Below are 20991 nucleotides of genomic sequence, written 5' to 3' on the forward strand. Positions count from 1 at the left end.
CGGCCGCCGGCGGGGCTTTATGTTATTGTGCCGGGCGCAGATACATCGCGGTCCGGTCAATCCAATTTTGCACATAATGATCGGTCGCCCACTGCGCCATGACGAGTTGTTCGCCCGGCTTGAGCGGAATGCTGAGCAGCGGAGCGCCGCCGGGGGCTTGACCGTAAGGGTAGACGTTCAGCTTGCCGTTTTCGAAGATGGCAATTATATCGTTCATCGGGGAGCTGAGCGCGTCGGTCGCGTCGGGCCATGTCGCTTTAATGTCCTTCCACGAGCAGCAAAGATCGTCGTAGGCGACGACCTGATCGGGCAGCTCGCGCGGAAAATCGCGCAGGATATAGCTTTCGGACTGCGAGCTGCGCTGGAGAATCGGCTCGGCCAGCTTGGCGCTCCAACGGCCGGGGTCGCGTCCCACCGTCCAGCTTGCTGCGGTTATTTGCGGATTGACTTCGGGAGCCAGACGCTTGCCGTTAAATTCGTCCAGCAGACTGCCGATGGAAGCGCCGAACACATCGGTCAGCAGGATGCGGGATTTGGCGCTGCCCGCGGAAAGAGCGTCGGCCGCTGCCGCTTGGACCAGCTGTGGCAAGGTGCGCACGCTGACGCGGTCGGTGCTGCTGCGCGCTCCCGAAGCCGACACGGCGGCTTGCGATTCAGCGACGGATACGTATTGATTCCCGGCAAAAACCAGTGTCTCCACGTGTTGAAGCTGCTCGGACGGGTCTTCGTCGCGGAAGCTTGGGACGGGAGTCGGCTGATCGGCCAAATGCGCGGTCAAAACCTGATATTGGTCCGTGGCCGTGGTGCCGGTCATAGCTTCAATTTTCCAAAAATCCTGCTTGTAGGGCATCAGAATGCCGCTGCCTTCTGCGGTTTTTTGCAGTTGGCCGCGCACGGGAGCAATCAGCATCGTCCGGTACGTGCTGTAGCGGACAGAGGGCTGCTGTGCGGCTCCCGCCTTGTCATGCTCGGTGCGCAAGCCCAGCAGCAGCGCGGAAGTCATGCTCGGGGGAGCAGGCGTATCGTCGGCGGATGCGACCGCTGCGGTTTTCGCGTTGAGCGCGCCAGCCACGCTTCTGTACGCATAGAGCGCGTCCCACGGAATGATCAGTACGGCGGCCAATACGGCAGTGGCGCTGCCGACGATCAGCATGGGCCGCCAGTAGCGGCGCTTGCGGCTTCGGCGTTCGATCTCCTGCTCAATGCGGCGCTGCAGCCGGGAGTTGAAGCCGGAGGTATGCAGCGGACCGGGGGAGATTTTGCGGTTTAACCGCTCCAGCTCATCCGCCCCCGGCGCATTCGCGGCGCGGCCCGTCTCAGAGCCGGCGCGCTGTTCCGGTGCGCGTCCCTCCTGCTGATCCTGCGGCCCGGACGGCAGCTCCTGCGGGTCCCGCGGCTCGCCCGGCTTGCCGGAGTCAGATTGATTCAAGAGCTTCACGCTCCTTCAGCTGCAGCACCTTCAGTCTGGCATGGTGCAGCCGGGATTTCACCGTTCCTTCGGAGATGCGCAGCACAGCGGCCATTTCCTTGGTCGACAGCTGGTAATGGGCGTGCAGAATGAGGATTTCCCGATATTTGGCGGGCAAGGAAATCACTTTTTTCCATATATCGCTGGCATATAGCTTCTCCATTGCTTCGTTCTCGGCAGACGGGCAGGTGCCGGTCGAGCCGATGAAACCCACGAGCGTTACTTTTTTCCAGAACGCTTTGCGCAGATAATCGTAAGTGGTGTTGCGGGTGATCGTTAACAGCCACGTTTTCACCGAGGATTCCCCGCGGAAGGTCGTCAAGTTCTTGTATACTTTCAGGAAGGCATCCTGCGTAATATCGTCGGCCAAATCCATATTGCGGCAGATGCTGAAGGCGTAATTCCAGACGTCATTGCCGTAGGCTTCCATTAAATTGCGCAGAATCGCTTTCTGGTCGGTTGCTTCCGAAACATATTTCAAATAATCAAACACATGCACTCCGGTCGTCTCCATACTCTCACCTCGATGAATTAGACGCGCCATTCGGAGAAAAGTTCACCGGATCGCCAAAAAAAGTTGGGCCGCAAGCCGCGCTTGCCTGTCGTCTGGGCGGAAGTAACGCAGTATACTGGAGAAGACCGACTTCAAACGGAGCCAAAGGTAAGGAGCGTGCGGTATTGGACCATCTCGACCTTTTATATACAACGTATAAGCCGTTGTTGTTTTCGATCGCTTACCGGATGCTGGGTTCGGTGTCCGATGCAGAGGATATGGTGCATGACGCGTTTCTTGGCGCGCAGCGGGTGCCGGAGGAGGAGGTGCGCCATCCCAAGGCCTATTTGTGCAAAATGGTCGTCAACCGCTGCATCGACTTCGCCCAATCGGCGCGCAAGCAGCGCGAGGTCTATGTCGGTCCGTGGCTGCCCGAGCCGCTGCTGGCCGGGACCGGCGGCGATCCGCAGCAGGATGTCGAGCGCAGTGAGACGTTGTCTTATGCGTTTCTGGTTTGTCTGGAGATGCTGACGCCGGTGGAGCGGGCCGTGTTTATTTTGCGCGAGGCGTTTGCGTATACGTATGCCGAAATTGCCGAGATTGTCGGCAAAACCGAAGCGAATTGCCGTCAGTTGTACGCGCGCGTCAAGCGCAGCCTGCAGGACGGCTTGCCGGCAGCGCAGCCGGAGCCCGCGGAATCGCGGCAGCTGCTGGAGCAGTTTCTCCGCGCGGCCCGTACCGGCGACATGGCGGCGCTGCTGCGGGCGCTCAGCGAAGACGCGGCATTGTATTCCGACGGCGGCGGCAAGGCGCAGGCGGCCACCAAGCCGATTTTCGGTCCCGAGCGCGTGGCGGCATTTCTCGCCGGATTGGGTACGAAGGGGAGCGGGCGCGGGGAAGCGGATATCGTGACCATGAACGGTCATTATGGCTTGCTGCTCAAAGAAAACGGCAGGATCGTGACGGCGATCAACTGGGAAATCGACGGCGCGGGCCGCATTCGCCGGGTATATTTGCTGCGCAACCCCGACAAGCTGCTGCGTCTTTCTTAGAAGTCCGGTGAAAAACCAGTGTCCTCCGGTCGATAGCGGTTTCCACTCGCTGGTGTAGCTTTCGATGGAATGACCCCGTTTGGGGTGAAAATCCGCCTACAAAGGCGACCGCTGACGCTGTTCCAACTCCCTATCGACTCTCCGGCCACTTTTTCACCGGACTTTTAGAGCCGGGCCGCAAGCCTTGCAGGCGGGCGTTGGCCGGCTGAACTCACCGCTGCAAAATCGGCTTGATTCATGCCCGTCCCAAGCAGGAATTGACCGCTTCGAACCCGAAATCAGGTAGGCGGAAGGCCTTTACGGCCTATCTGATGGAAGAATGGGGGCGGATGAGGATGACGGTGTTTTGGAGATCGATTCGCTTTAAATTTATAATCGGATTTACAGCCTTGATTGTGTTGTTTGCGGGTTCGGGGGGACTGGCGCTCCAGATGACCCAGAAGACGCATGACAGCGCCGATGCGCAGGAGAGCAGCGTGGATTCGCAGGAGGCGGCGCTGGCCCTCAAATCGAGCGTAGGCGTTCTCTACAGCTTGCAGGCGGATTTGATTATTAACGACAACCCCGACGTCATTCCTGAATATAAAGCGCAGGCGCAGCGGTTTTTGACCGCTGTGCAGGCGATACGGCCGATTGCGGAGGGGCAGCGGGCGCTGTTGGAGGAACTGCGGACCCGCAGTGGCGAGTATGTGGCGATGTTCGATCAGATTGAAGCGATTTATCGGGCAAAAAGCGGCTACAGCGCCGTGGAGCTCCGCGACGCCTACCGTGTCGCCGACGATGCGACCGACGAGGTGAAAAACCGTGTTTTTGCGCTTTGCGACCAGATTATTGCTGCGGACGGAGAGGCTTATGTTGAAGCGCAGCGCTTGCTGGACGACAGCCTCGCCCGCTTGCGGCAAGCGCTGCTGATCGGCGTAGCCGTCGTTCTGGCCGTCGGGCTGACGCTGGCGTTTGTGCTGGAGCGGATGGTCACGCGGCCGCTTGGCCGGGCGGTGGCGTTCCTGCGGCGCGTCGCCGGCGGCGATCTGACGGAGCGCATCCTGCGGCACAGCAGCGATGAGACGGGCCTTTTGACGCGCTCCTGCAACGAGATGGCCGATCAGCTGTCCGCGCTGCTGCGCGAGACGGCCGCGAACGCCGAGCAGGTCGGCCGTCTTGGCGGGCAGCTCAGCACGAATGCGCAGACGACCATTCAGGCCTCCGAGCGTATCGCCCGCGTCATCGAGCGCGTCGCCGAAGGCAACGCCGCGCAAAACACCAGCGCAGCGGAAAGCGCCCGCGCGATGGAGGAGATGGCGGCCGGCATCCAGCGGATTGCCGAGTCGTCCTCGTCCGTAGCGGCGGCGTCGCTGGAAGCGGAAGCGGACGCCAAGAGCGGCCGGACGGCCATCGACGAGTCGGTCCGGCAGATGGGCCGCATTCGCGAAACCGTCGCTGCGTCCGGCCGGATCATCGACCGCGTAGGCCAGCGCTCCGGCGATATTCAGCAAATTGTCGATGTCATTGGCACAATGGCCACGCAGACGAATTTGCTGGCGCTTAACGCGTCGATTGAAGCGGCGCGCGCCGGCGAGCACGGCAAAGGCTTCGCTGTCGTGGCGGGCGAGGTGCGCAAGCTGGCCGAGCAATCGGTGCAAGCCGCCGGCCGGATTTCCGAGATGATTCAAGGCATCCGCACGGACACGGCGCTATCGGTTGACGCCATGCAGGAGGTGGCGCGCGAGGTGCAGACCGGCGTGGAGCTGATGGAGGACTGCGACGGCCGGTTCGCCGGCATTTTGCGGGCCATCGAGAATATCGCCGATCAGGTGCAGGACTTGTCGGCGGCGTCGGAGGAGATGTCGGCGGGCTCCGAGCAGGTCGCAGCTTCGCTGGTGCATATGGCCCACCAGGCGCAGGAAGCGGCGCAGCAGTCCGGAGCGGTGGCCGGCGAGACGCAGGCCCAGCTCAAGGCGATGGAGGATATCACCGCTTCGACGGTTTCGCTGGCAGCGACGACGCAGGGACTGCAAACGGCGGTGCAGCAGTTCAGGATGTAGCGGGACCCGGCCTGCCCGGCTTGGGGGACAGCCGGTCGCTATCGCCCGAAGCTCCGCCCGGACGGGCCGCATGGTCCGCACGGTCCGGCTGCTCCGGATCGCCCGGCCGACCCGGAATGCCAGTGCGGCCTACCGTAATCGCGCGATGCTCCCACAGCAGCCTTTCGATAAAAGGGGCTTCTGTGGCCTGCGTCTCGACGAGCAGAGTGACTTCGGGCAGCCGTCCTTTGCGGACACCGGCCTTTTTCCCGGAGCCTGCAGCGAGCATACTATAGATCAGCATCGTGCTGGCGAATCCGCCAACGGCAGCGATAATGCCCCAGATGATTGGTCCCCAGTCGAGGATGAAGCCGAGGCTCATGCCGATCACACTGGCGGCGGTGGCGACGGCGATGGCGATTTCAATCGCCTTGAGGATCCGTTCCGACGATGGAATGTTGGACGAAACCTTGTCAGGCGCAAGGTCCATCAGCACCGGCAACGTGCGGCTGCGCGGGACGCCCCGCTGCTCAAGCGCCGTCAGCGCTTGCTCCAGCTCAATGGAATGCTCGAAGACAGCGGCTACCCAGAGGAGGCAATCCGGCGGCAAGGCTGCCGAAGGACGGTTCAACGTCCCGTAACGATCGGCGAGAAATTGCTTTTGCTCCAAGCGGAAGACGCGGTTGTCCTCGATGGTCGTCAAATAGGAATGGTAGATGCTGCCCCCGGCCACCGACGGCATGAACAGCAGCCACTGGGGATGCAGCGCAGCCAGCGCTTGCTTGTGCAGGCCGTTAAACAGCAGATGCAGCGATTCGTAAGCATGGGAAAGCGTAATGTACATCCACCACCAAAAAATGCCGTAGATGCCCAGCCCAAGCCGCTGATTGTACAGCTGGCCCAGACCGGGGAAAAACATCGAACAGATTGCGGCAGCCAAAGGCTGGCGCTTGGCAAGGAACTGAATGCCGGACGGCTTCATGGAAAAAGGGCGGATTCGCGCATTCTCCGCTTCTGCCAGCGGTACGAGCCGGTTGACTTCCCGGCAATAGCAGCAGCTGTCCCAAATGGCGAAAAAATAAATCAGCATATACCCGAACATCCATCTCGGCTGGACGATCGCTTTGGCCATATCGAAGCGGCCGCAAAACGAATAGACCATCGCCAGATTGATGCCCGACAGCGAATTGATAATGACCTCGGATAAGGTCAGCGCCACACCGGTCACATATTTTTGCAGCAAAAAATGTCCGAAGCCTGGAAACGCTGCCGACCACCATGCAATAATATAAGGGTTGCGTTTCTGCAAATGGATGATGCCAGATTGACTGACCAAGGCGAGTGGACGCCTTGCGCTGGAGATTTCGTTCACCGACAGCACCTCTTTTTTCTTGATAATGGAATAGTATTACAAAAATTGGATTTTTTCATGCGGAGAGGAAGAGAACCATGAATTTTTTGGAGCATGTGTACGACCATGTTCGCTCCGGCAAAATTAACAATTATCCGCAGCCCGTCGCTTTGAATCTGGGGCTGGCGTACACGATGCAGCTGCCCGACCGCAAAACGAGCCTGTTCTGGCTGCCGTATGAATTTACGGGGCTTGCCTATATCGACTTGGGGCATCAAGTGAACATCTATCCGTATTACCGGGGAGCCGTCATTGAAGAGGTCGAGCTGTCGCGCGGCACCGATCTGCACAAGCCGCAAACCGAGGAAGCGTTCATGAAGCAGCTGTACGTCAGCGGCTGGGAGCTGCATAAGGCGCTGGCTGAAGAGAAATACCAATACCTGCAGGGCAGTGCCGCCGATTACATTGCCAAAATGTACGGCTTTGTCGATTGGCTGCGCTATTATAATTCCGCTCGCGATATCGGTACGGGCAAGCGAATGGGGTAAGGTAGGGGGACATGACTATGACGATGAAGCAAATTTGCGTCACCGGGGCCGATCGCGGCGTCGGGCTGGCGCTGACCACGCTGCTGCTGGAAGCGGGCGGCGAGGTGTTTGCCGGACAATACTCGCCGGGAGCTGCGCTCGCCGGGCTGGCTGCGCGTTTCCCGCAGAAGCTGCACGTTCTGCCGCTCGACGTTGCCGACAGCGCCAGCGTCAAGGAGGCGGCTGCGCGCATTGCGGCGCATACGGAGAAGCTGGATGTGCTGTTTAATAATGCCGCGATTCTCGGCGATATTGAGGCAAGCGTGGAGGATGAGCTGGATTTTGCCGAGATGCAGGCGGTTTACAATGTCAATGCGCTTGGCGCGCTGCGCGTCTCGAATGCGCTGACGCCGCTGCTGCTGCGCGGAGCGGACAAGCTGATCGTCAATATTTCGTCGGAGGCGGGCAGCATCGGCGATTGCGAACGGACGAGCTGGTTTGCCTATTGCATGTCCAAATCTGCGCTCAACATGCAAACGGCGCTGATTCACAACCGGCTGCGGCCGCAGGGTGGAATGGCCGTCGCTGTGCATCCGGGCTGGGTGCAGACCTATATGCGCGGCGTCAAGGATGAAGCGGCGACGCTAACGCCTGAGCAATCTGCGGCCGGCATTGTCGAAACGGCTCAGCGGCTCGCTGCGGAGCGCCCGGAGAAGGCGGCGTTCGTTGACTATGCCGGCCGGCCGCTGCCGTGGTGAAACGATCCAAGTAACGGCAATATCGTTGCTTGGATTTTTTTGTTTTTGCCTATTATTGGCATCTAACAAAATGGCGCTGTTCGACCGATAGATAGAGTAGAAGCCGTTGAAAATAAGGAATTGCAGCTAGAGGCCTCAGCTGCCTCGGGGAACAGACAGCACGATCGGCATCAGGCAGAACAACATGAATATGTTCCGGGAGGTGGCCTTGTGACCAAGGTATTGATTGTGGACGACGCCGCAGTCTTGCGTGCGGATATGAAAGCGATGATTACGGGAATGGGCTGCGAGGTGGTTGCGGAGGCTTGCAACGGGCAGGAAGCGGTACAAGCGTACAAGCTGTATCAGCCCGATTTGGTTACGATGGATGTGACCATGCCGCAGATGGACGGGATCACGGCGGCGCGCTCGATTCTGGAGCATGACCCGGCGGCGAAGATTGTGATGTGTTCGGCAATGGGCCAGCAGAAGGTGGTGCTGGACGCCATTCACGCCGGAGTGAAGGAATTTATCGTCAGGCCGTTCGACCGATTGCGGGCGATCGAATCGATCAGGAACGTGCTGGCTCGTTAACGGCGGAGCCGGAGCGGATCAAGCTATTCAGACATTCGTTGGACATTCTTCCGGCTGAATGTCTTTTTTATACCTTTTTGACGATAAATATCTTCATGTTTACGGGATTCGAGGAAGATCATGGATTTTTTTTGCGGACAAGCTAAATAAATTCGCCAATATATCCGATACAATATATGGAAATCAAGAGGCGTTTCGTGAGGAACGAAGGACAGGGGGAGTGGGCTGTGAGCAGGTATATGAACGAAGACGAACTTCTGTCATTGATTAAAAAGATGAATCTAGCGTCCGAGCTTCAAGCAGAACCTCTTGCCGCTGGTCTGGCGTCTCCAGGAACGCAGAGCAAGGTCAAGGTCGAGAACAACAAGATTATTCTGCTGGATGGAACGGCTGAAGCCGAGTTTGCTTCGCTGGAGGCTGTATATCCGGTACAGCTGCTACGTAACGGTAAGGTGTTGCATGAGCGGACATTTTTGGAGCCTGGCGATCACATCGATTGGCAGGTGGATGAGCAGCCCCTGTTTCGCATGGAGGTGACGGCGGACAAGCAGGAAGCGTACCTGCAAATCAGGGCCAAGCAGCGCTATGGCTGGCGGTTGAAGGAACAGGAAGCGAGGGCGCATCTGATCGTCGAAGCGGAGGAAGATCCGAATGTCGTGTTGGAGTCGGTCAGCTTTGCCGAGATCATGAAGCAGCTGCAGAGCAAAGGGATCGTCAAGAATCTGCGCACGTCGGCGATTTTTCAAGAGCTGCAGCAGCCGTCAGGCGAACGCATCTTGGTGGCGCAAGGAGTGCCGCCGGAGCCGAGCGAGGATGCGCGGCTGGAGCTTTATTTTTCCGAAGAAGTCACCAGTGAGCTGAAAGAGAACGAAATGACCAAGACGATCGACTTCCGCAATCATTTGCAGATTCCGTCGGTCAAGAAGGGCGATCTGATCGCGCGCAAATTCCCGGCCAAATCGGGCGTTACCGGATACGACGTCTACGGTGAGCTGATTCATCCGGCAACGCCCAAGGATATTACGCTGATCGCCAAGGACAATGTCGAGATTACCGGGGACGGCGAGGTATACGCGCAGAAGGAAGGCCGCCCGCGCATTATGGGCAATGCGTCGATCAAATATTTTGATATCTCCACCTCTTACGTGATTTCTGGCGACATTGATCTGAAAACCGGCAATATCGTTTTCTCGGGCGATGTGATTGTGTATGGCAACGTGACAGAGGGCATGATCATCGAATCGCTGGGCAATGTGTACATATTCGGCAATGTGTTTCAGGCTACGATTACAGCGACGGGCAGTATTACGGTGAAGGGCAATATTATTAAAAGTAACCTGTACTCCGGTTATTTCGGCGTTATTTTCAACCGGCTTTACGTCAGCTGCAAGGCTTTGAGCGAACAGTTGGTGATGCTTGTGCAGGCGGCCCGCCAGCTGTCGCAAATGATCGATTCCCGCGGACAGACCGTACCGCTCGGTCAAGTGCTGCTGGTGCTGATGGAAAGCAAGTTCAAGGACATTCCGCGGCTTTCGTCGGAGGCGCTGGATACGATTCGCAGTCTGCAGCGCATTTCGGCCAAGGAATTGGAGGATTTGAAGGAAAAGGTGCTGATTTTGCAAAATTCTCATGCCATCGTTGCGTTCGATTCCTATAACCCGATCTATTCGATTCAGAATCTGGTGGAGGAAACGTATTTGATGGTGGAGCGGATGCAGGAGGTCACAGCGAATATCGATGTCGATCAGGCGCATCTGGCGAATTTGAAGTCGACGGGAGACATTCTGATCCGCAAGGAAGGCGTGCTGCAAAGCCAATTATTTTGCAAGGGCAATATTATTTTCTTTGATCGCAATTCCGTATGCCGCGGCGGTCAGTTGGAGGCGCACGGCACGATTTCGGCCATGCTGGTCGGCGGGGATTACGGCAGCGAAACGATACTCAAGGCGGGCAAGCGGATCATGCTGCAGCGGATGAATTCCGGTCGTATTTGCGTAGGCAAGTACTGGAAGGAAATTCTCACGCCGATTGTTCATATGACGGCTTATCTGCAGGACCGGGGGCTGGTGGTGGAAGGACAGCAAGGCTAGACGCAGGGCGAGCCCGTGGAGGTGAGTGAAATGGCCAAGGTATTGATTGTGGACGATGCGGCGTTCTTGCGCGCTGTCATGAAATCCATCATTGTCGAAATGGGCTATGAGGTGGTCGGGGAAGCGGGCAACGGTCAGGAAGCGGTGCGGGCTTATCAGCAATTTCGGCCCGATCTGGTGACGATGGACATCACGATGCCGCAGATGGACGGGATTGAAGCGGTGCGGGCCATTATCAGCATGGACCCGAAGGCGAAAATTGTCATGTGCTCGGCGATGGGCCAGCACAAGATGGTGCTCGATGCGATTCATGCCGGGGCCAAAGATTTTATCGTCAAGCCGTTTGACCGCGGCCGTGTTATGGAGTCCATTTTGAACGTGCTCAAGCGTTGAGAGACATAAAAAGAAAAAGACAATGATCGGCGATGCCGGTGATTGTCTTTTTTTTGTAGGTGCCGCGGCTCTAGAAGTCCGGTGACAAAGTGGCCGGAGAGTCGATAGCGAGTTGGAACAGCGTCAGCGGTCGCCTTTGTAGGCGGATTTTCACCCCAAACGGGGTCATTCCATCGAAAGCTACAACAGCGAGTGGAAACCGCTATCGACCGGCGGACACTGGATTTTCACCGGACCTCTAGGCCGGATCCGTGCTTTGGATGACCAGCAGCAGCCCGCTATCCAGCTCGATCAGTCCGCTTTCGCCCAGCAGCACGTTGCTGATGCCCAGCGATTGCCCGATCCGCAGCGTAGCTTGATTCAGCGGATATTGAAAGCCGTGCAGCGTGATGCCGCGGACATCGGGGCTGAGCGGCAGCAGCGAGACGTGCGTGAAGCGCCCCCGCGTGACCGGAGTCGGCCGATCAATCAGCCGCACCTCATTGCAGGCGTCGATAATCGAGCAGGCGATGCCGTGTGCGAGTCCCTCGTGCAGCAGGTGAACGTTGGCGAGCGAGTGATCGAAGCGCGTACCGAGCGCCCCCAGCAGCACAATGGAAGCCGGACGCCGCTCCAGCGCCCAAGCGAACGCCATTTCTGTATCCGTCCAGTTTTTATCGATCGGATCGCACGCCTCTACGCAACGGCTGCCAACGCGAATCTCGGCCATTTCCTCCGCAGTCACCGAGTCAAAATCCCCCAGTGCCACATCCGGCGTCAAGCCGTGGCGCACCAGAAACAACGCTCCCCGGTCCGAGCCGACGAGCACGTCGCTGTCGGCTATTTCCCGCAAGGCCCAATCTCCAAGCGTTCCTCCGGTAACAATCACAATTCGTTGTCCGTCCATGTTCTCTCCTCCGACCCTTATTATAGCAAAATAATCTGCGCTATGCGGACGAACTTCGCAGCCGTCAGGGAAGATCGCCTTGCGCAGCAAGTGCTGTATCCATAGCGGGTGCATAGCAAAGACGCTTCCGGCTCCACGGTTCAAGGTGGTTGCGGAAGCGTCTTGGCTCGTCCAATGCGCGTGCCTGGCTTGCTTGGCCGTCGGTACTCGCCCGCCTGCTAGGAGCCAGACAGCCGCTGCGTATCAATCCTCGCGCGCTCTAGTACGCGCTGCCGTCAACAGCGGTGCGTGAACAGTAAAGCGGCTTAACCGCCTTCAACTTGCCTGCGGACCGGCTTTCTTTCGTTTTGCGAATGGTCAATCTCCGCTTCATTCATCGAAAAGCCTTTCATCTCCCAGGTCGTGCGCCCGAGGGTCTCATCGGCGGGAAACTGGTCGCCGCGTTTGAGTGTGACTTCACGGCCGGCCTCGTTGGCGTAAACGCCGTCGGTTTCTACCTTGTCGCCGGTCATCGGATTCATCGTTTGGTCGTTGGACATCGCTGCTCCTCCTTTGTATTGGCATGCATTCCATACCATTTCCCGGGAGCGGGCGAATTATGAATCCGGCGGCCGGACCGGCGTGCGCACTTTTTTTTGCCTGCGGCGTCAAACCTTGTCCAATTCAACTGTTATATACTTTAGAGGCGCTTTTGCGCGGAAAAAATTAAGGCAAGCTTGAGCGAAACTTTATAAAAGTTTGATCAAGTTTTGCTAGACTCACCCATATAGGGCTAAAGTATGAGATGCGCGCTGCTTTCCTTACGCGGAGGAGCCGTTAAATTTGTAACCCACTCCTCGAACGGTGATAATGTAGCGCGGTTCAGCGGGATTGGGTTCGATTTTTTTTCGCAAATTGCTGATGTGCACGATCAGGGTTCTGGGGTCGCCGAGGCTGTCCAGACTCCATACGAGCTCGAACAGGTGCTCGATTTTATAAACGCGATTCGGGGTTTTGGCCATGATGGACAAGAGGTCGAACTCTTTGGAGGAGAGCGAGATGGGCCGGCCGTTCACCTTCACGTTATGGCTGACCAGATCGATGATCAGTCCGGGAAACCGCAGCTGCTGCGGTTCATCCTTTTGCTGGTCGAGAAGCAGGTTGCGGCGTAAATGCGCTTTCACCCGGGCCACAAGCTGGCTCGGGCTGAACGGTTTGGTGATGTAATCGTCGCCGCCGATGCTCAATCCAAGAATGATATCGATATCCTCGCTTTTGCAGGAAATGAACAAAATCGGGGTGTTATGCGTTTTGCGCAGCTGTCGGCACACTTCAATCCCGTCGAGGCCGGGCAGCAGGATATCCAGCAAAATCAAATCAGGCTTATGTTCGCTTACGAGGTCGAATACTTGCCGGCCGTTGCCCGTGCTGATGACTTCATACCCGTCCCGGACGAGGTAGAGGGTAATCAGTTCAATAATTTCCGGCTCGTCGTCAACAACCAGTATTTTTTCCCCAGACATTCAAGGAGTCCCCCTCAGGTACGGAAACAACACTATTGTGAAAGTAAGTGATTCCCATTTTCAAGCTTGTAACCTATTATAGAACGATTCTAGTTGTAATTTCTATCCTTTTGTTTCCAGCATGTTCAAATAGTTATGACAAATCAGCCAACGCGCAGCCGGCTGTACAGGGAGGCTTAATCGAGCTGGAGCACTGGTCGTTTGCCGAGGAGGGGCCGGTTGAGCTGAGCGGGGAATGGGATTTCTACTGGCAGCAGCTGCTGGCCCCGGAGCAGCTTCAGCTGAGCGGGCCGGAGGATACGATGCGGGTGCCTCGCCTGTGGAACGGGGTTACCGCCGCTGGGAAGGAAGTGACGGGAAAAGGGTTCGCTACCTACCATATACGGATTGAGACGGAGCCGACCTGGGAATATCTGGCTGTCAGGCTGCCGGCCATTCCCTCAGCGTACCGGATGTGGGTCGACGACAGGCTGGTAGCGCTGCGCGGAGCGGTCGGAAGCTCGCGCGACAGCTCATCGCCGTGTGCGATTGCAGAAGTGGTCAATCTGCATCGGCAGGGCGGGGCTTTCACGATCACGCTGCAGGTATCGAATTTCGATTTGCAACGGGGCGGTTTGCCCGCTGCGCCGCTGCTCGGCACGGAGCAGCAGCTGCAGAGCGGATATACCCGAGAGATGATTGGGCAGCTCTTTCTGATCGGCTGTACCTTTATGATGGGGCTGTATCATTTGGGCGTATTTGCGCTACGCCGCCGCGAACGATCCATGCTTTATTTCGGGTTGTTTTGTCTGCTGGTCGGCTTTCGCGCTTTTTTCACCGGCGGTTATTTATTGCATGCGCTGTTCAGCGACATGGGCTGGCTGACGGCCTTGAAGATCGAATACCTCAGCTCCTGCTTGAGCGTCATGTGCGGCTTCTGCTTCGTTCATGCTATTTATCCGAACGAGCTGCCGCGAATGTTCGTGCGGCTGGGCTTAACGTTCACGCTGCTGGTTGGCGCGCTTATTACGGTGATGCCGGCCCACGTCTTCACGGGCTTGGATTGGCTGTTGCAAGGCTTTACAGTGCTGGCGCTGCTGGGCGTCATGTTCGCTGTCGGCAGAGCGGTGCGCCAAAAGCGCGAGGGAGCCGGCGTTACGGCTATCGGCGTTTCCCTGTATGCCGTGACGATTATCGCGGGCATTCTGGAGCACAACGAATGGCTCCAAACCGGCGATGTAACGCCGACGGGGCTCTTGCTCGTTATTTTTTTTCATTCGCTGCTGATCTGTTTTAAATTTATGAAGTCCTACGCAACGCAGGAGGAAATGAGCGAGCAGCTGCGGGAGCTGAACAGCGGGCTGGAAGCCAAGATTCAAGAGCGGACCCTCGTGCTGGAGCAATATAACCTGAGCTTGATGAAAATGAACGAGGAGCTGGCCCGGATGGAGATGTCACGCAAGCATTTGTTGACGAACATTTCTCATGATCTCGGTACGCCAATGACGCTGATTCAGGGGTATGTGGAGGCGTTGATGGACGGCGTTGTCGAGGACCCGGGGCAGCAGCGCAAATATTTGCAAATCATTCACGCCAGAGTAAGCGGCCTGCATAGACTAATTCAAGACCTGTTCCAGCTGTCCAAGCTGGAGGCGCGGCAGGTCAGCTTTACGCTGGAGCCGATGGAGGTCGGCCGTTTCATCCGGCACGTCAACGAGCGATACGAAACGGAAATTCAGGCGTCCGGCATACGCGCGGAGATCATGAAGCTCGATCTGGGCAACGCGGAGGAAGAACGTTGTGTGCGGATCGATTTGGTGCGCATGGATCAGGTGTTCACGAATATCATTGTGAATGCGATCAAATATACGCCGCAGGGAGGCGTCATTCGCATCAGCTTTACGATCGAAGGCGCGTTTCTGCAAGTGCGTATCGACGACAGCGGAATCGGCATTGCGCCGGAGGATTTGCCCTACGTGTTCGACCGGTTTTATAAAAAGGAGAAATCGCGCAATCTCAGCTCTGCCGGAACAGGACTTGGGCTGGCGATTGCCAAGGAGATTGTCGATTTTCACGGCGGTACGATCTGGATTGACAACAGCCGCGCATCGGGGACGAGTGTTTGTTTCCTGCTGCCGATTGAGCGGACGGGCGCTGTGGCAAGATTGACAGAATCTTAATCGAATCTTTATAAAATCTTTAGGTTGGAGTGCTACGCTACGCATATCCCATTTATTCCCTGTTAGCGCATGGATAGGAACCTTCAAGCAGGGTGAACAGGGCCGGGCGAAAGCGGGCAGTCTGACAGCGGCGGCGAGTCCAAGCCGCGCTCCCGAAGCCGCGCTGCGGGCCCGACGGCCAGAGTCTGCTACCGGCAAGCCGCGAGCGGAAGCGTCGGACTGCCAGTTGGGCCATGCCGTCGGGACTGAACCGTCGGGACGTCCGGACCACGCAGGGCGCCGCAAGCCGTTAGCGGGCTCTGGGCGAAGCATGTTCACTACGCTTATCCACATAAGCATGAAAGGAGGCCGTGTGATTGTATAGAGGAGAAGCGCTTCCCCTTAACAATGCGGTCGAATCGGAATCTGCCACCTTTTTCGGGCAAATTGTGCAGCAATCCTGGGAGCTGTTCAGCGTACTGGGGCTGGACGGCGAGCTACTGCACGTATCCGCTAGCTGCCAGCGGACTCTTGGTGCGATTCTGCCCACGTCCAGGGCGTTTCTGGAGCGGGTCCACGAGGAGGACCGGCAGCTGCTGCGCCAGCTGTTTTGGGCAACGGCGCAGGGCGGAGGCGGCGGTACGCTTGATTTTCGCGTCCAGCATATGAATGGCGAATGGCTGTGGCTGGAATCGCGGCTGATTGCGATTTACAGCCCGACCGGCGAGCTAAGGCAAGTGGTCTTTGTGGCGCGGGATATTACGGCGCGCAAGCAGCAGGAGGCCCGGCTGCTGAACATGGCTTATCATGATCCGCTCACGGGCTTGCCGAACCGTCGGTTGTTCCGCGAGCATTTGAATCAGGCGCTGCTGCAAGCCAAACGCAGCGGCGGCACGATGGCGCTTTTGTATTTGGACATCGACGATTTCAAGATTATTAACGATACGATGGGACACGATACGGGCGATGCTTTTTTGCAGGTGTTCGCGGAACGGGTGCGCGGCGCGCTGCGTGAAATTGATACCTGCGCCCGCATGGGCGGCGACGAATTTACGATTTTGCTTCCTGTCGTTGACGAGCCGGCTAATGTGGAGACGGTTGCTCGCCGTATTTTCCAGAGTCTTCAGCGTCCCTGGGATGTCGGAGAATACCAATTTACGGCTACGGTCAGTATGGGGATTGCCGTCTATCCGAACGACGGGAAAGATGCGGCGAGCTTGCTCAAGCATGTCGATTCGGCTTTATATCAAGTGAAAGGGCATGGCCGCAACGGCTATCAATTTTACCGGGCACAGACGTACGAGAAGCCGGACAACGCGGGCTGACGAGAACGATGAAAGACGCATGCGGGCTGCATGTTGAAATCTGAGCTGGCGGCAGGAGCGGCAAAATGCAATTCCAGACAGGATTCACGGGATCAAGGACAATCGAGACGCCGGTTGTCCTTTTTGGGCTGTACATCCAATATTTATGCTTTGATAAGCCGCGCGGAATCTAGGATGATAGAGAAACAACTAGATTTCAGCGGGGAGCGTGGGATGACGGTGAAACGGTATTGGAGCAGGGCGGCTGCCGGGCTGTTAGCGGTGGGGCTTTTGACGATTGGCGGCTTGCAGCCGACGGCGCAGGCGCAAGCGCAAGCCAAGTTTAATATGTCCTATTTGTTTTTTGGCAGTCCGCAGTCGTACGTCTCGCAGGTGGACCGTTCGGGCCAGTCGCTGGACGTGGTCGCGCCGAGTTATCTGGATTTGAATGCCGCGGGGCAACTGGTGCTGTCCGAATCGCTGCTCCCGTCGTTTACGACCGAGATGCATCAGCGGGGCATTCGCGTCGTTCCGTTTTTGAGCAATCATTGGGACCGTCAGTCCGGCGTGCTGGCGCTGGCGAATCGGGAGCAGCTTGCTGCGCAGGTGGCTGCGGCGGTTGCCGCTAACGGCTGGGACGGCGTGAATGTGGATATCGAAAATGTGACGGAAACCGAGCGGGACGCGTATACGGACTTTGTCCGGCTGCTGCGCGAGAAGCTGCCTGCGGGCAAAGAGGTCTCGGTCGCTGTGGCTGCCAATCCGACGGGCGCGACCAAAGGCTGGCTGGGCTCTTACGACTACGCCGCGCTGGCTAAGCTCAGCGATTATTTGATGCTGATGGCTTATGATGAAAGCTATCCGGGCGATCCGACGCCAGGGCCGGTGGCGAGCCTGCCGTTCGTCGAGCAGTCGGTGCAGGCAGCGCTCAAGCTGGTGCCAGCCGACAAGCTGGTGCTGGGCATTCCGTTTTACGGTCGATATTGGAACGGCATCACCGCCTCTGACGGAGCGGGTATTGCCAATACGATGGTGGACAAGCTGCTTGCGGCTTACGGCGGCACGGTCCGCTACGATGCGGCAGCGCAGTCTCCGGTCGCAACCGTGACGATTCGGCCGCAGGATGCCGGCTTGAGCGTGTATGGCAGCAAGCTGGCTCCGGGCACGTATACGATCTGGTATGACGATGAGCAGTCGATCAAAGAGAAGCTCAAGCTGGTCGCCAAATACGGGCTCAAGGGAACGGGCAGTTGGAGCTTGAATCAGGAATCGGCTTCGACCTGGAGCTATTATGATTTGTGGCTGAACGAATTGGAATTTACCGATGCCGAGGGGCATTGGGCGCAGCAGGATATTCTCGCTGCGGGCTTGAAGGGCTGGATGCTGGGGACGGCCCCCGGTCAGTTTGCGCCCGACGCGCAGCTGACGCGGGCGCAGGCCGCGGCGATTCTCGTCCGCGCGCTGGGCTTGGAGGGGGAAGCGGCTGCAGGGACTTCCCCGTATGCGGACGTGCCGGCCGAACATTGGGCGGCAAGCGATATTGCGACGGCTCAGCGGCACGGGCTGATCCAGGGGGTTGGCGCGGGGCGCTTTGCGCCGGACCGCGCGATCACGCGGGAAGAGATGAGCCAATTGCTCACCCGCGTGTTGTCTGCGTCTTCGCCGTCCGCCGGTGGCGGTGCGGCGGCGAAGACGTTTGCTGACGTGCCGGCGGACCGCTGGTCCGCCGAGGCCATTGCGGCGATGAGCCGCATGGGCCTCGTGGACGGCTTCGCCGACGGCACGTTTCGCCCCGGCGCGCCGCTGACGCGCGCCGAGATGGCCGCGCTACTCAGCCGCGCGGCCGGGCAGCTGCCCGGCTGAGCCGCAGGCAGCCGGGTTGGGCGCTGCGGGGGCGGGCGGATGCTTGTCCGCCCCCGCAGCGAAGCTGAAGCCCGCGTCGGGGGACGCGGGCTTTTTGGCGCGCGCGCCGGCGGCTGTGGCTGCGGCTGCGGCGTCTGCCGCGGCGTAGGCGTAGGGGCGCCGTGCGCGCGGTTGGGCAGCAACGAGCCGCGCCGCGCACGTTGCTGACGCTGGCAGCAGGCGTGAGTCGGCTGGCCTGCTGGGATTTGTCGCGCTGCTGGCGCAGCGTCGCGCGAACCACGATGCGCGAACGCGCGGCCAGCAAGCGCTCCGGGAGTCGCGCGCGGTGCGGAAAATTCGCTGACGGGACAGCAGCGAGGCGTCGCCTGCATGCAAGGCGCTAGTCTGCGCCGACTCCGTTTGCCCTGCACATGGCTGCCAGCTTTATGAATTTGGTGATTTTCCAAATTCAACCATTGTCAGCTTGGGCGCTTTTTCCGGATCAGGCGAAACAAACTGGCGGAAATGCTTGATGCGCGAGACCCCTTCAATACAGCGGTTGCTTCCAACATGGAGCGCAGCCGAAGAGGAGATGCCCAAAATGCGAATACCGCCGACGCGGATACAGGAGCCCCAATTGTTGACGCACATTGTAACAGGCTCGCCGGGCTGCGGCAGCGGAATGGGCCGGCGAAAAAACGGAAACGGCTCGAGATTCCCCTCTTTTCCGGAGTAATAAGGCACTTCGCGCTGCACAGCCAATGCTTGCGAAACAAGCGTAGTGCGAATATTATCGCCGATATGTATCGCTGCGGCCGAAGAGACGTCGTTCAAATAAATCCAGTCGACGATCGACATCCTTGCCATAGCTTACGTCTCCGCCGGGAACAACACCAGCGGACTGATGATGACCGATTCGGGCGGTGTATCGAACGCCGAGGTCAGGGTTATCGTTTCCGTATCGCCGATCAAAAATACGGAGGAGCTGGACACCCCGATAATGCGCACTGCGCCGACCTGAAGCTGTTTGTTTTCCACATACATATTCATGGACGATCTCCTTTCTGAATAGGGAGCTGGGCCAAATACGCATCGAGAGCTGTGCGTATGTCGGCCTTGGTTTTTTCAACAATCCACTGCTGCGCGGCAAGGTCCCGACCGCCCCCGCCTTGCTGCTGCACATAGTGGCGGATGCGCCCGTCAATTTGTCCGCGGATATCGTCAACAAGCATGTCGCGATAGCCTTCATCCAGCGGAAAATGATACCTGGCCTCAAAGCCGAGCAAATCGTCTCGGACCTCCTGCTGCAAATAGCGGCTGATTGTGGCTTTAACCTCGCGTTCCAGCTCACTCCACGGATGAGCCGTGCCCGCCGCCGCGCCTGAGCCGCCGTTGGGTCCCGCTGAGCCCGCCGCCGCGCCCGAGCCGCTGTTGCGTCCCGCTGAGCCCGCCGCCGCGGAGCCGCCGTTGGTTCCCGCTGAGCCTGCCGCCGCGCCCGAGCCGCCGTTGGTTCCCGCTGAGCCCACCGCCGCGCCTGAGCCGCCGTTGGTTCCCGCTGAGCCTGCCGCCGCGCCCGAGCCGCCGTTGGTTCCCGCTGAGCTCGCCGCCGCGCCCGAGCCGCCGCTGTGCCCCTGCGCGCTCGCCACCGCGCCCGAGCCGCCGTGCCCCGCCGCGCCCGCACTGCCGGGCCGTGGCGGCGCATACCAGCCCTCCATGCCGGGCGGCATGCGCGTACCCGGGCCGATGCCCTCCTCGCCGGCTTCGGGCACGGCTTCCTCGGTATCAACCGGCGTCTCGCTGCCCGGCCCGGGGCCGGGAGCGAGAGGCGCTCCATTCACCGTGGCGTCCGCGATATCCTCCAGCGCTCCGGGATTGATGCCGATCGATAGCGTGCCTTCCAGCTTCTCTACCTTCAGTTGATCAAATTTATATTCGATCCGGTCGATCTGGATCGTTTTTTGCTTTTGCACGGCCGCCAGCTCGCCCTGCAGCTGACCGACCTGTTTTTCCAATTGCTCGATCCGCCGCTGTTGTGCGCCCAAAAAAGCATACAGCTGCTGAAACCACATCTCCCACGTCGTCACCATGTGCATCGGTCACCTTCCTTCCGGTAGCATAAGCCGGCCCGGGCCGGTTACGTCGGCGGCGGCAACGGCACGAGCGATACAGGGTTGACAGAGCTGCCGCCGAGCGCCGGCGCAGATTCCACGAATCCGCCGGTATTATAAAGATTGGAAAGCGAGCGGATCGCTCCGGTGCTGCCGATCTGCAGCACGGACGAGTTGGCTACCGAGTCGACCCGCAATTGTTGAATCATAATCGTCTGATGGACGGTCCAATTCATCTCAAATCACCACCCCGCTTGCGTTGGCTTCCAGCAAATCGGCGTCATTCGTTACCGTTGTGCTGTAGGTGTTGTATATGCGCGGAAAATCCCCCGTATTAAAGGAGCCTGCGCCTGAAAACGTTTTGGACGTACTGGTGGGGGAGAGAATGACGGAATCGCCGAAATGCACGATCGAGCTGGGCCCCACACTCAATATTTTGACATTCCCTACGATGGCCGGCATAATCTTCTCCTTTTTCAGCGTGC

At 58.6% G+C, this 20991-nt stretch carries 21 protein-coding genes; 10 read left to right on the plus strand and 11 right to left on the minus strand.

Features of this window, described 5'->3' with window-relative positions; genetic code table 11:
* Positions 1–22: 22 nt before the first annotated feature.
* Positions 23–1429 (minus strand): hypothetical protein, encoded by a 1407-nt coding sequence (locus B5M42_RS07460; protein ID WP_134752557.1) that lies wholly within the window; start codon positions 1427–1429, stop codon positions 23–25.
* A complete protein-coding gene (locus B5M42_RS07465) occupies positions 1416–1982 on the minus strand; it encodes an RNA polymerase sigma factor (RefSeq protein WP_134752559.1) in 567 nt (188 codons plus the stop codon). The genes B5M42_RS07460 and B5M42_RS07465 overlap by 14 nt, the downstream gene beginning before the upstream one ends.
* Positions 1983–2146: 164 nt before the next feature.
* Between B5M42_RS07465 and B5M42_RS07470 the strand changes: the two genes are divergently transcribed.
* On the plus strand, positions 2147–3013 hold the full coding sequence (locus B5M42_RS07470; RefSeq protein ID WP_134752560.1) for an RNA polymerase sigma-70 factor: 867 nt from the start codon (positions 2147–2149) through the stop codon (positions 3011–3013).
* Positions 3014–3348: 335 nt separating this feature from the next.
* Positions 3349–5055: a methyl-accepting chemotaxis protein gene (locus B5M42_RS07475; RefSeq protein ID WP_167689873.1), complete on the plus strand. Its 1707-nt coding sequence runs from the start codon at positions 3349–3351 to the stop codon at positions 5053–5055.
* Here B5M42_RS07475 and B5M42_RS07480 read toward each other — a convergent pair.
* Positions 5045–6406, minus strand: coding sequence for a DUF5683 domain-containing protein (locus B5M42_RS07480; protein ID WP_209280705.1), 1362 nt, complete (start codon positions 6404–6406; stop codon positions 5045–5047). The two genes, B5M42_RS07475 and B5M42_RS07480, sit on opposite strands and share 11 nt — an antisense overlap.
* A gap of 77 nt (positions 6407–6483) precedes the next feature.
* Here B5M42_RS07480 and B5M42_RS07485 point away from each other — a divergent pair, with 77 nt between their 5' ends.
* The 5 genes from B5M42_RS07485 (at position 6484) to B5M42_RS07505 (ending at position 10726) form a co-directional block, all read left to right on the plus strand.
* Positions 6484–6933 (plus strand): hypothetical protein, encoded by a 450-nt coding sequence (locus B5M42_RS07485; protein ID WP_134752564.1) that lies wholly within the window; start codon positions 6484–6486, stop codon positions 6931–6933.
* Between the two features lie 17 nt (positions 6934–6950).
* The gene (locus B5M42_RS07490) at positions 6951–7670 is read left to right on the plus strand and encodes an SDR family NAD(P)-dependent oxidoreductase (protein ID WP_134752566.1); all 720 of its coding nucleotides are present in this window, start codon (positions 6951–6953) and stop codon (positions 7668–7670) included.
* A 210-nt stretch (positions 7671–7880) separates the two neighbouring features.
* Positions 7881–8243: a response regulator gene (locus B5M42_RS07495; RefSeq protein WP_134752568.1), complete on the plus strand. Its 363-nt coding sequence runs from the start codon at positions 7881–7883 to the stop codon at positions 8241–8243.
* Between the two features lie 227 nt (positions 8244–8470).
* A complete protein-coding gene (locus B5M42_RS07500) occupies positions 8471–10333 on the plus strand; it encodes a DUF342 domain-containing protein (RefSeq protein ID WP_134752570.1) in 1863 nt (620 codons plus the stop codon).
* Positions 10334–10363: 30 nt separating this feature from the next.
* On the plus strand, positions 10364–10726 hold the full coding sequence (locus B5M42_RS07505; protein ID WP_134752572.1) for a response regulator: 363 nt from the start codon (positions 10364–10366) through the stop codon (positions 10724–10726).
* Between the two features lie 238 nt (positions 10727–10964).
* Here the strand turns inward: B5M42_RS07505 and B5M42_RS07510 are convergent, their stop codons facing one another.
* The 3 genes from B5M42_RS07510 to B5M42_RS07520 all read right to left on the minus strand — a co-directional run bounded on the left by B5M42_RS07510 (position 10965) and on the right by B5M42_RS07520 (position 13114).
* Positions 10965–11612, minus strand: a complete 648-nt coding sequence (locus B5M42_RS07510; protein ID WP_134752575.1) for a thiamine diphosphokinase — start codon at positions 11610–11612, stop codon at positions 10965–10967.
* 305 nt (positions 11613–11917) lie between these two features.
* Positions 11918–12151, minus strand: coding sequence for a hypothetical protein (locus B5M42_RS07515; RefSeq protein ID WP_134752577.1), 234 nt, complete (start codon positions 12149–12151; stop codon positions 11918–11920).
* Positions 12152–12412: 261 nt separating this feature from the next.
* Positions 12413–13114 carry a response regulator transcription factor gene (locus tag B5M42_RS07520; protein WP_134752579.1) on the minus strand — a complete coding sequence of 234 codons (702 nt, stop codon included), beginning with the start codon at positions 13112–13114 and terminating at the stop codon, positions 12413–12415.
* 110 nt (positions 13115–13224) lie between these two features.
* Between B5M42_RS07520 and B5M42_RS07525 the strand changes: the two genes are divergently transcribed.
* The 3 genes from B5M42_RS07525 (at position 13225) to B5M42_RS07535 (ending at position 18419) form a co-directional block, all read left to right on the plus strand.
* Entirely contained in the window at positions 13225–15273 is a 2049-nt protein-coding gene (locus B5M42_RS07525; RefSeq protein ID WP_134752581.1) for a sensor histidine kinase, read from the plus strand.
* 356 nt (positions 15274–15629) lie between these two features.
* Positions 15630–16577 carry a sensor domain-containing diguanylate cyclase gene (locus B5M42_RS07530; protein ID WP_134752583.1) on the plus strand — a complete coding sequence of 316 codons (948 nt, stop codon included), beginning with the start codon at positions 15630–15632 and terminating at the stop codon, positions 16575–16577.
* Between the two features lie 213 nt (positions 16578–16790).
* The gene (locus B5M42_RS07535) at positions 16791–18419 is read left to right on the plus strand and encodes an S-layer homology domain-containing protein (RefSeq protein WP_167689875.1); all 1629 of its coding nucleotides are present in this window, start codon (positions 16791–16793) and stop codon (positions 18417–18419) included.
* A gap of 423 nt (positions 18420–18842) precedes the next feature.
* On the opposite strand, the gene B5M42_RS07540 is transcribed toward B5M42_RS07535, so the two are convergent.
* Genes B5M42_RS07540 through B5M42_RS07560 form a run of 5 tightly spaced genes read right to left on the minus strand, consistent with a single transcriptional unit; the run spans position 18843 to position 20968 of the window.
* Positions 18843–19265, minus strand: coding sequence for a spore germination protein GerPE (locus B5M42_RS07540; protein ID WP_134752587.1), 423 nt, complete (start codon positions 19263–19265; stop codon positions 18843–18845).
* 3 nt (positions 19266–19268) lie between these two features.
* Positions 19269–19448, minus strand: a complete 180-nt coding sequence (locus B5M42_RS07545; RefSeq protein ID WP_134752589.1) for a spore gernimation protein GerPD — start codon at positions 19446–19448, stop codon at positions 19269–19271.
* Positions 19445–20491 (minus strand): spore germination protein GerPC, encoded by a 1047-nt coding sequence (gene gerPC, locus B5M42_RS07550; RefSeq protein ID WP_230632792.1) that lies wholly within the window; start codon positions 20489–20491, stop codon positions 19445–19447. The genes B5M42_RS07545 and gerPC overlap by 4 nt, the downstream gene beginning before the upstream one ends.
* 41 nt (positions 20492–20532) lie before the next feature.
* The gene (locus B5M42_RS07555; RefSeq protein WP_134752593.1) at positions 20533–20742 is read right to left on the minus strand and encodes a spore germination protein GerPB; all 210 of its coding nucleotides are present in this window, start codon (positions 20740–20742) and stop codon (positions 20533–20535) included.
* A gap of 1 nt (position 20743) precedes the next feature.
* On the minus strand, positions 20744–20968 hold the full coding sequence (locus tag B5M42_RS07560) for a spore germination protein (RefSeq protein WP_134752595.1): 225 nt from the start codon (positions 20966–20968) through the stop codon (positions 20744–20746).
* Between the last annotated feature and the right edge of the window lie 23 nt (positions 20969–20991).

The sequence above is a fragment of the Paenibacillus athensensis genome (genome assembly GCF_004514475.2).
GTDB lineage: Bacteria > Bacillota > Bacilli > Paenibacillales > NBRC-103111 > Paenibacillus_AL > Paenibacillus_AL athensensis.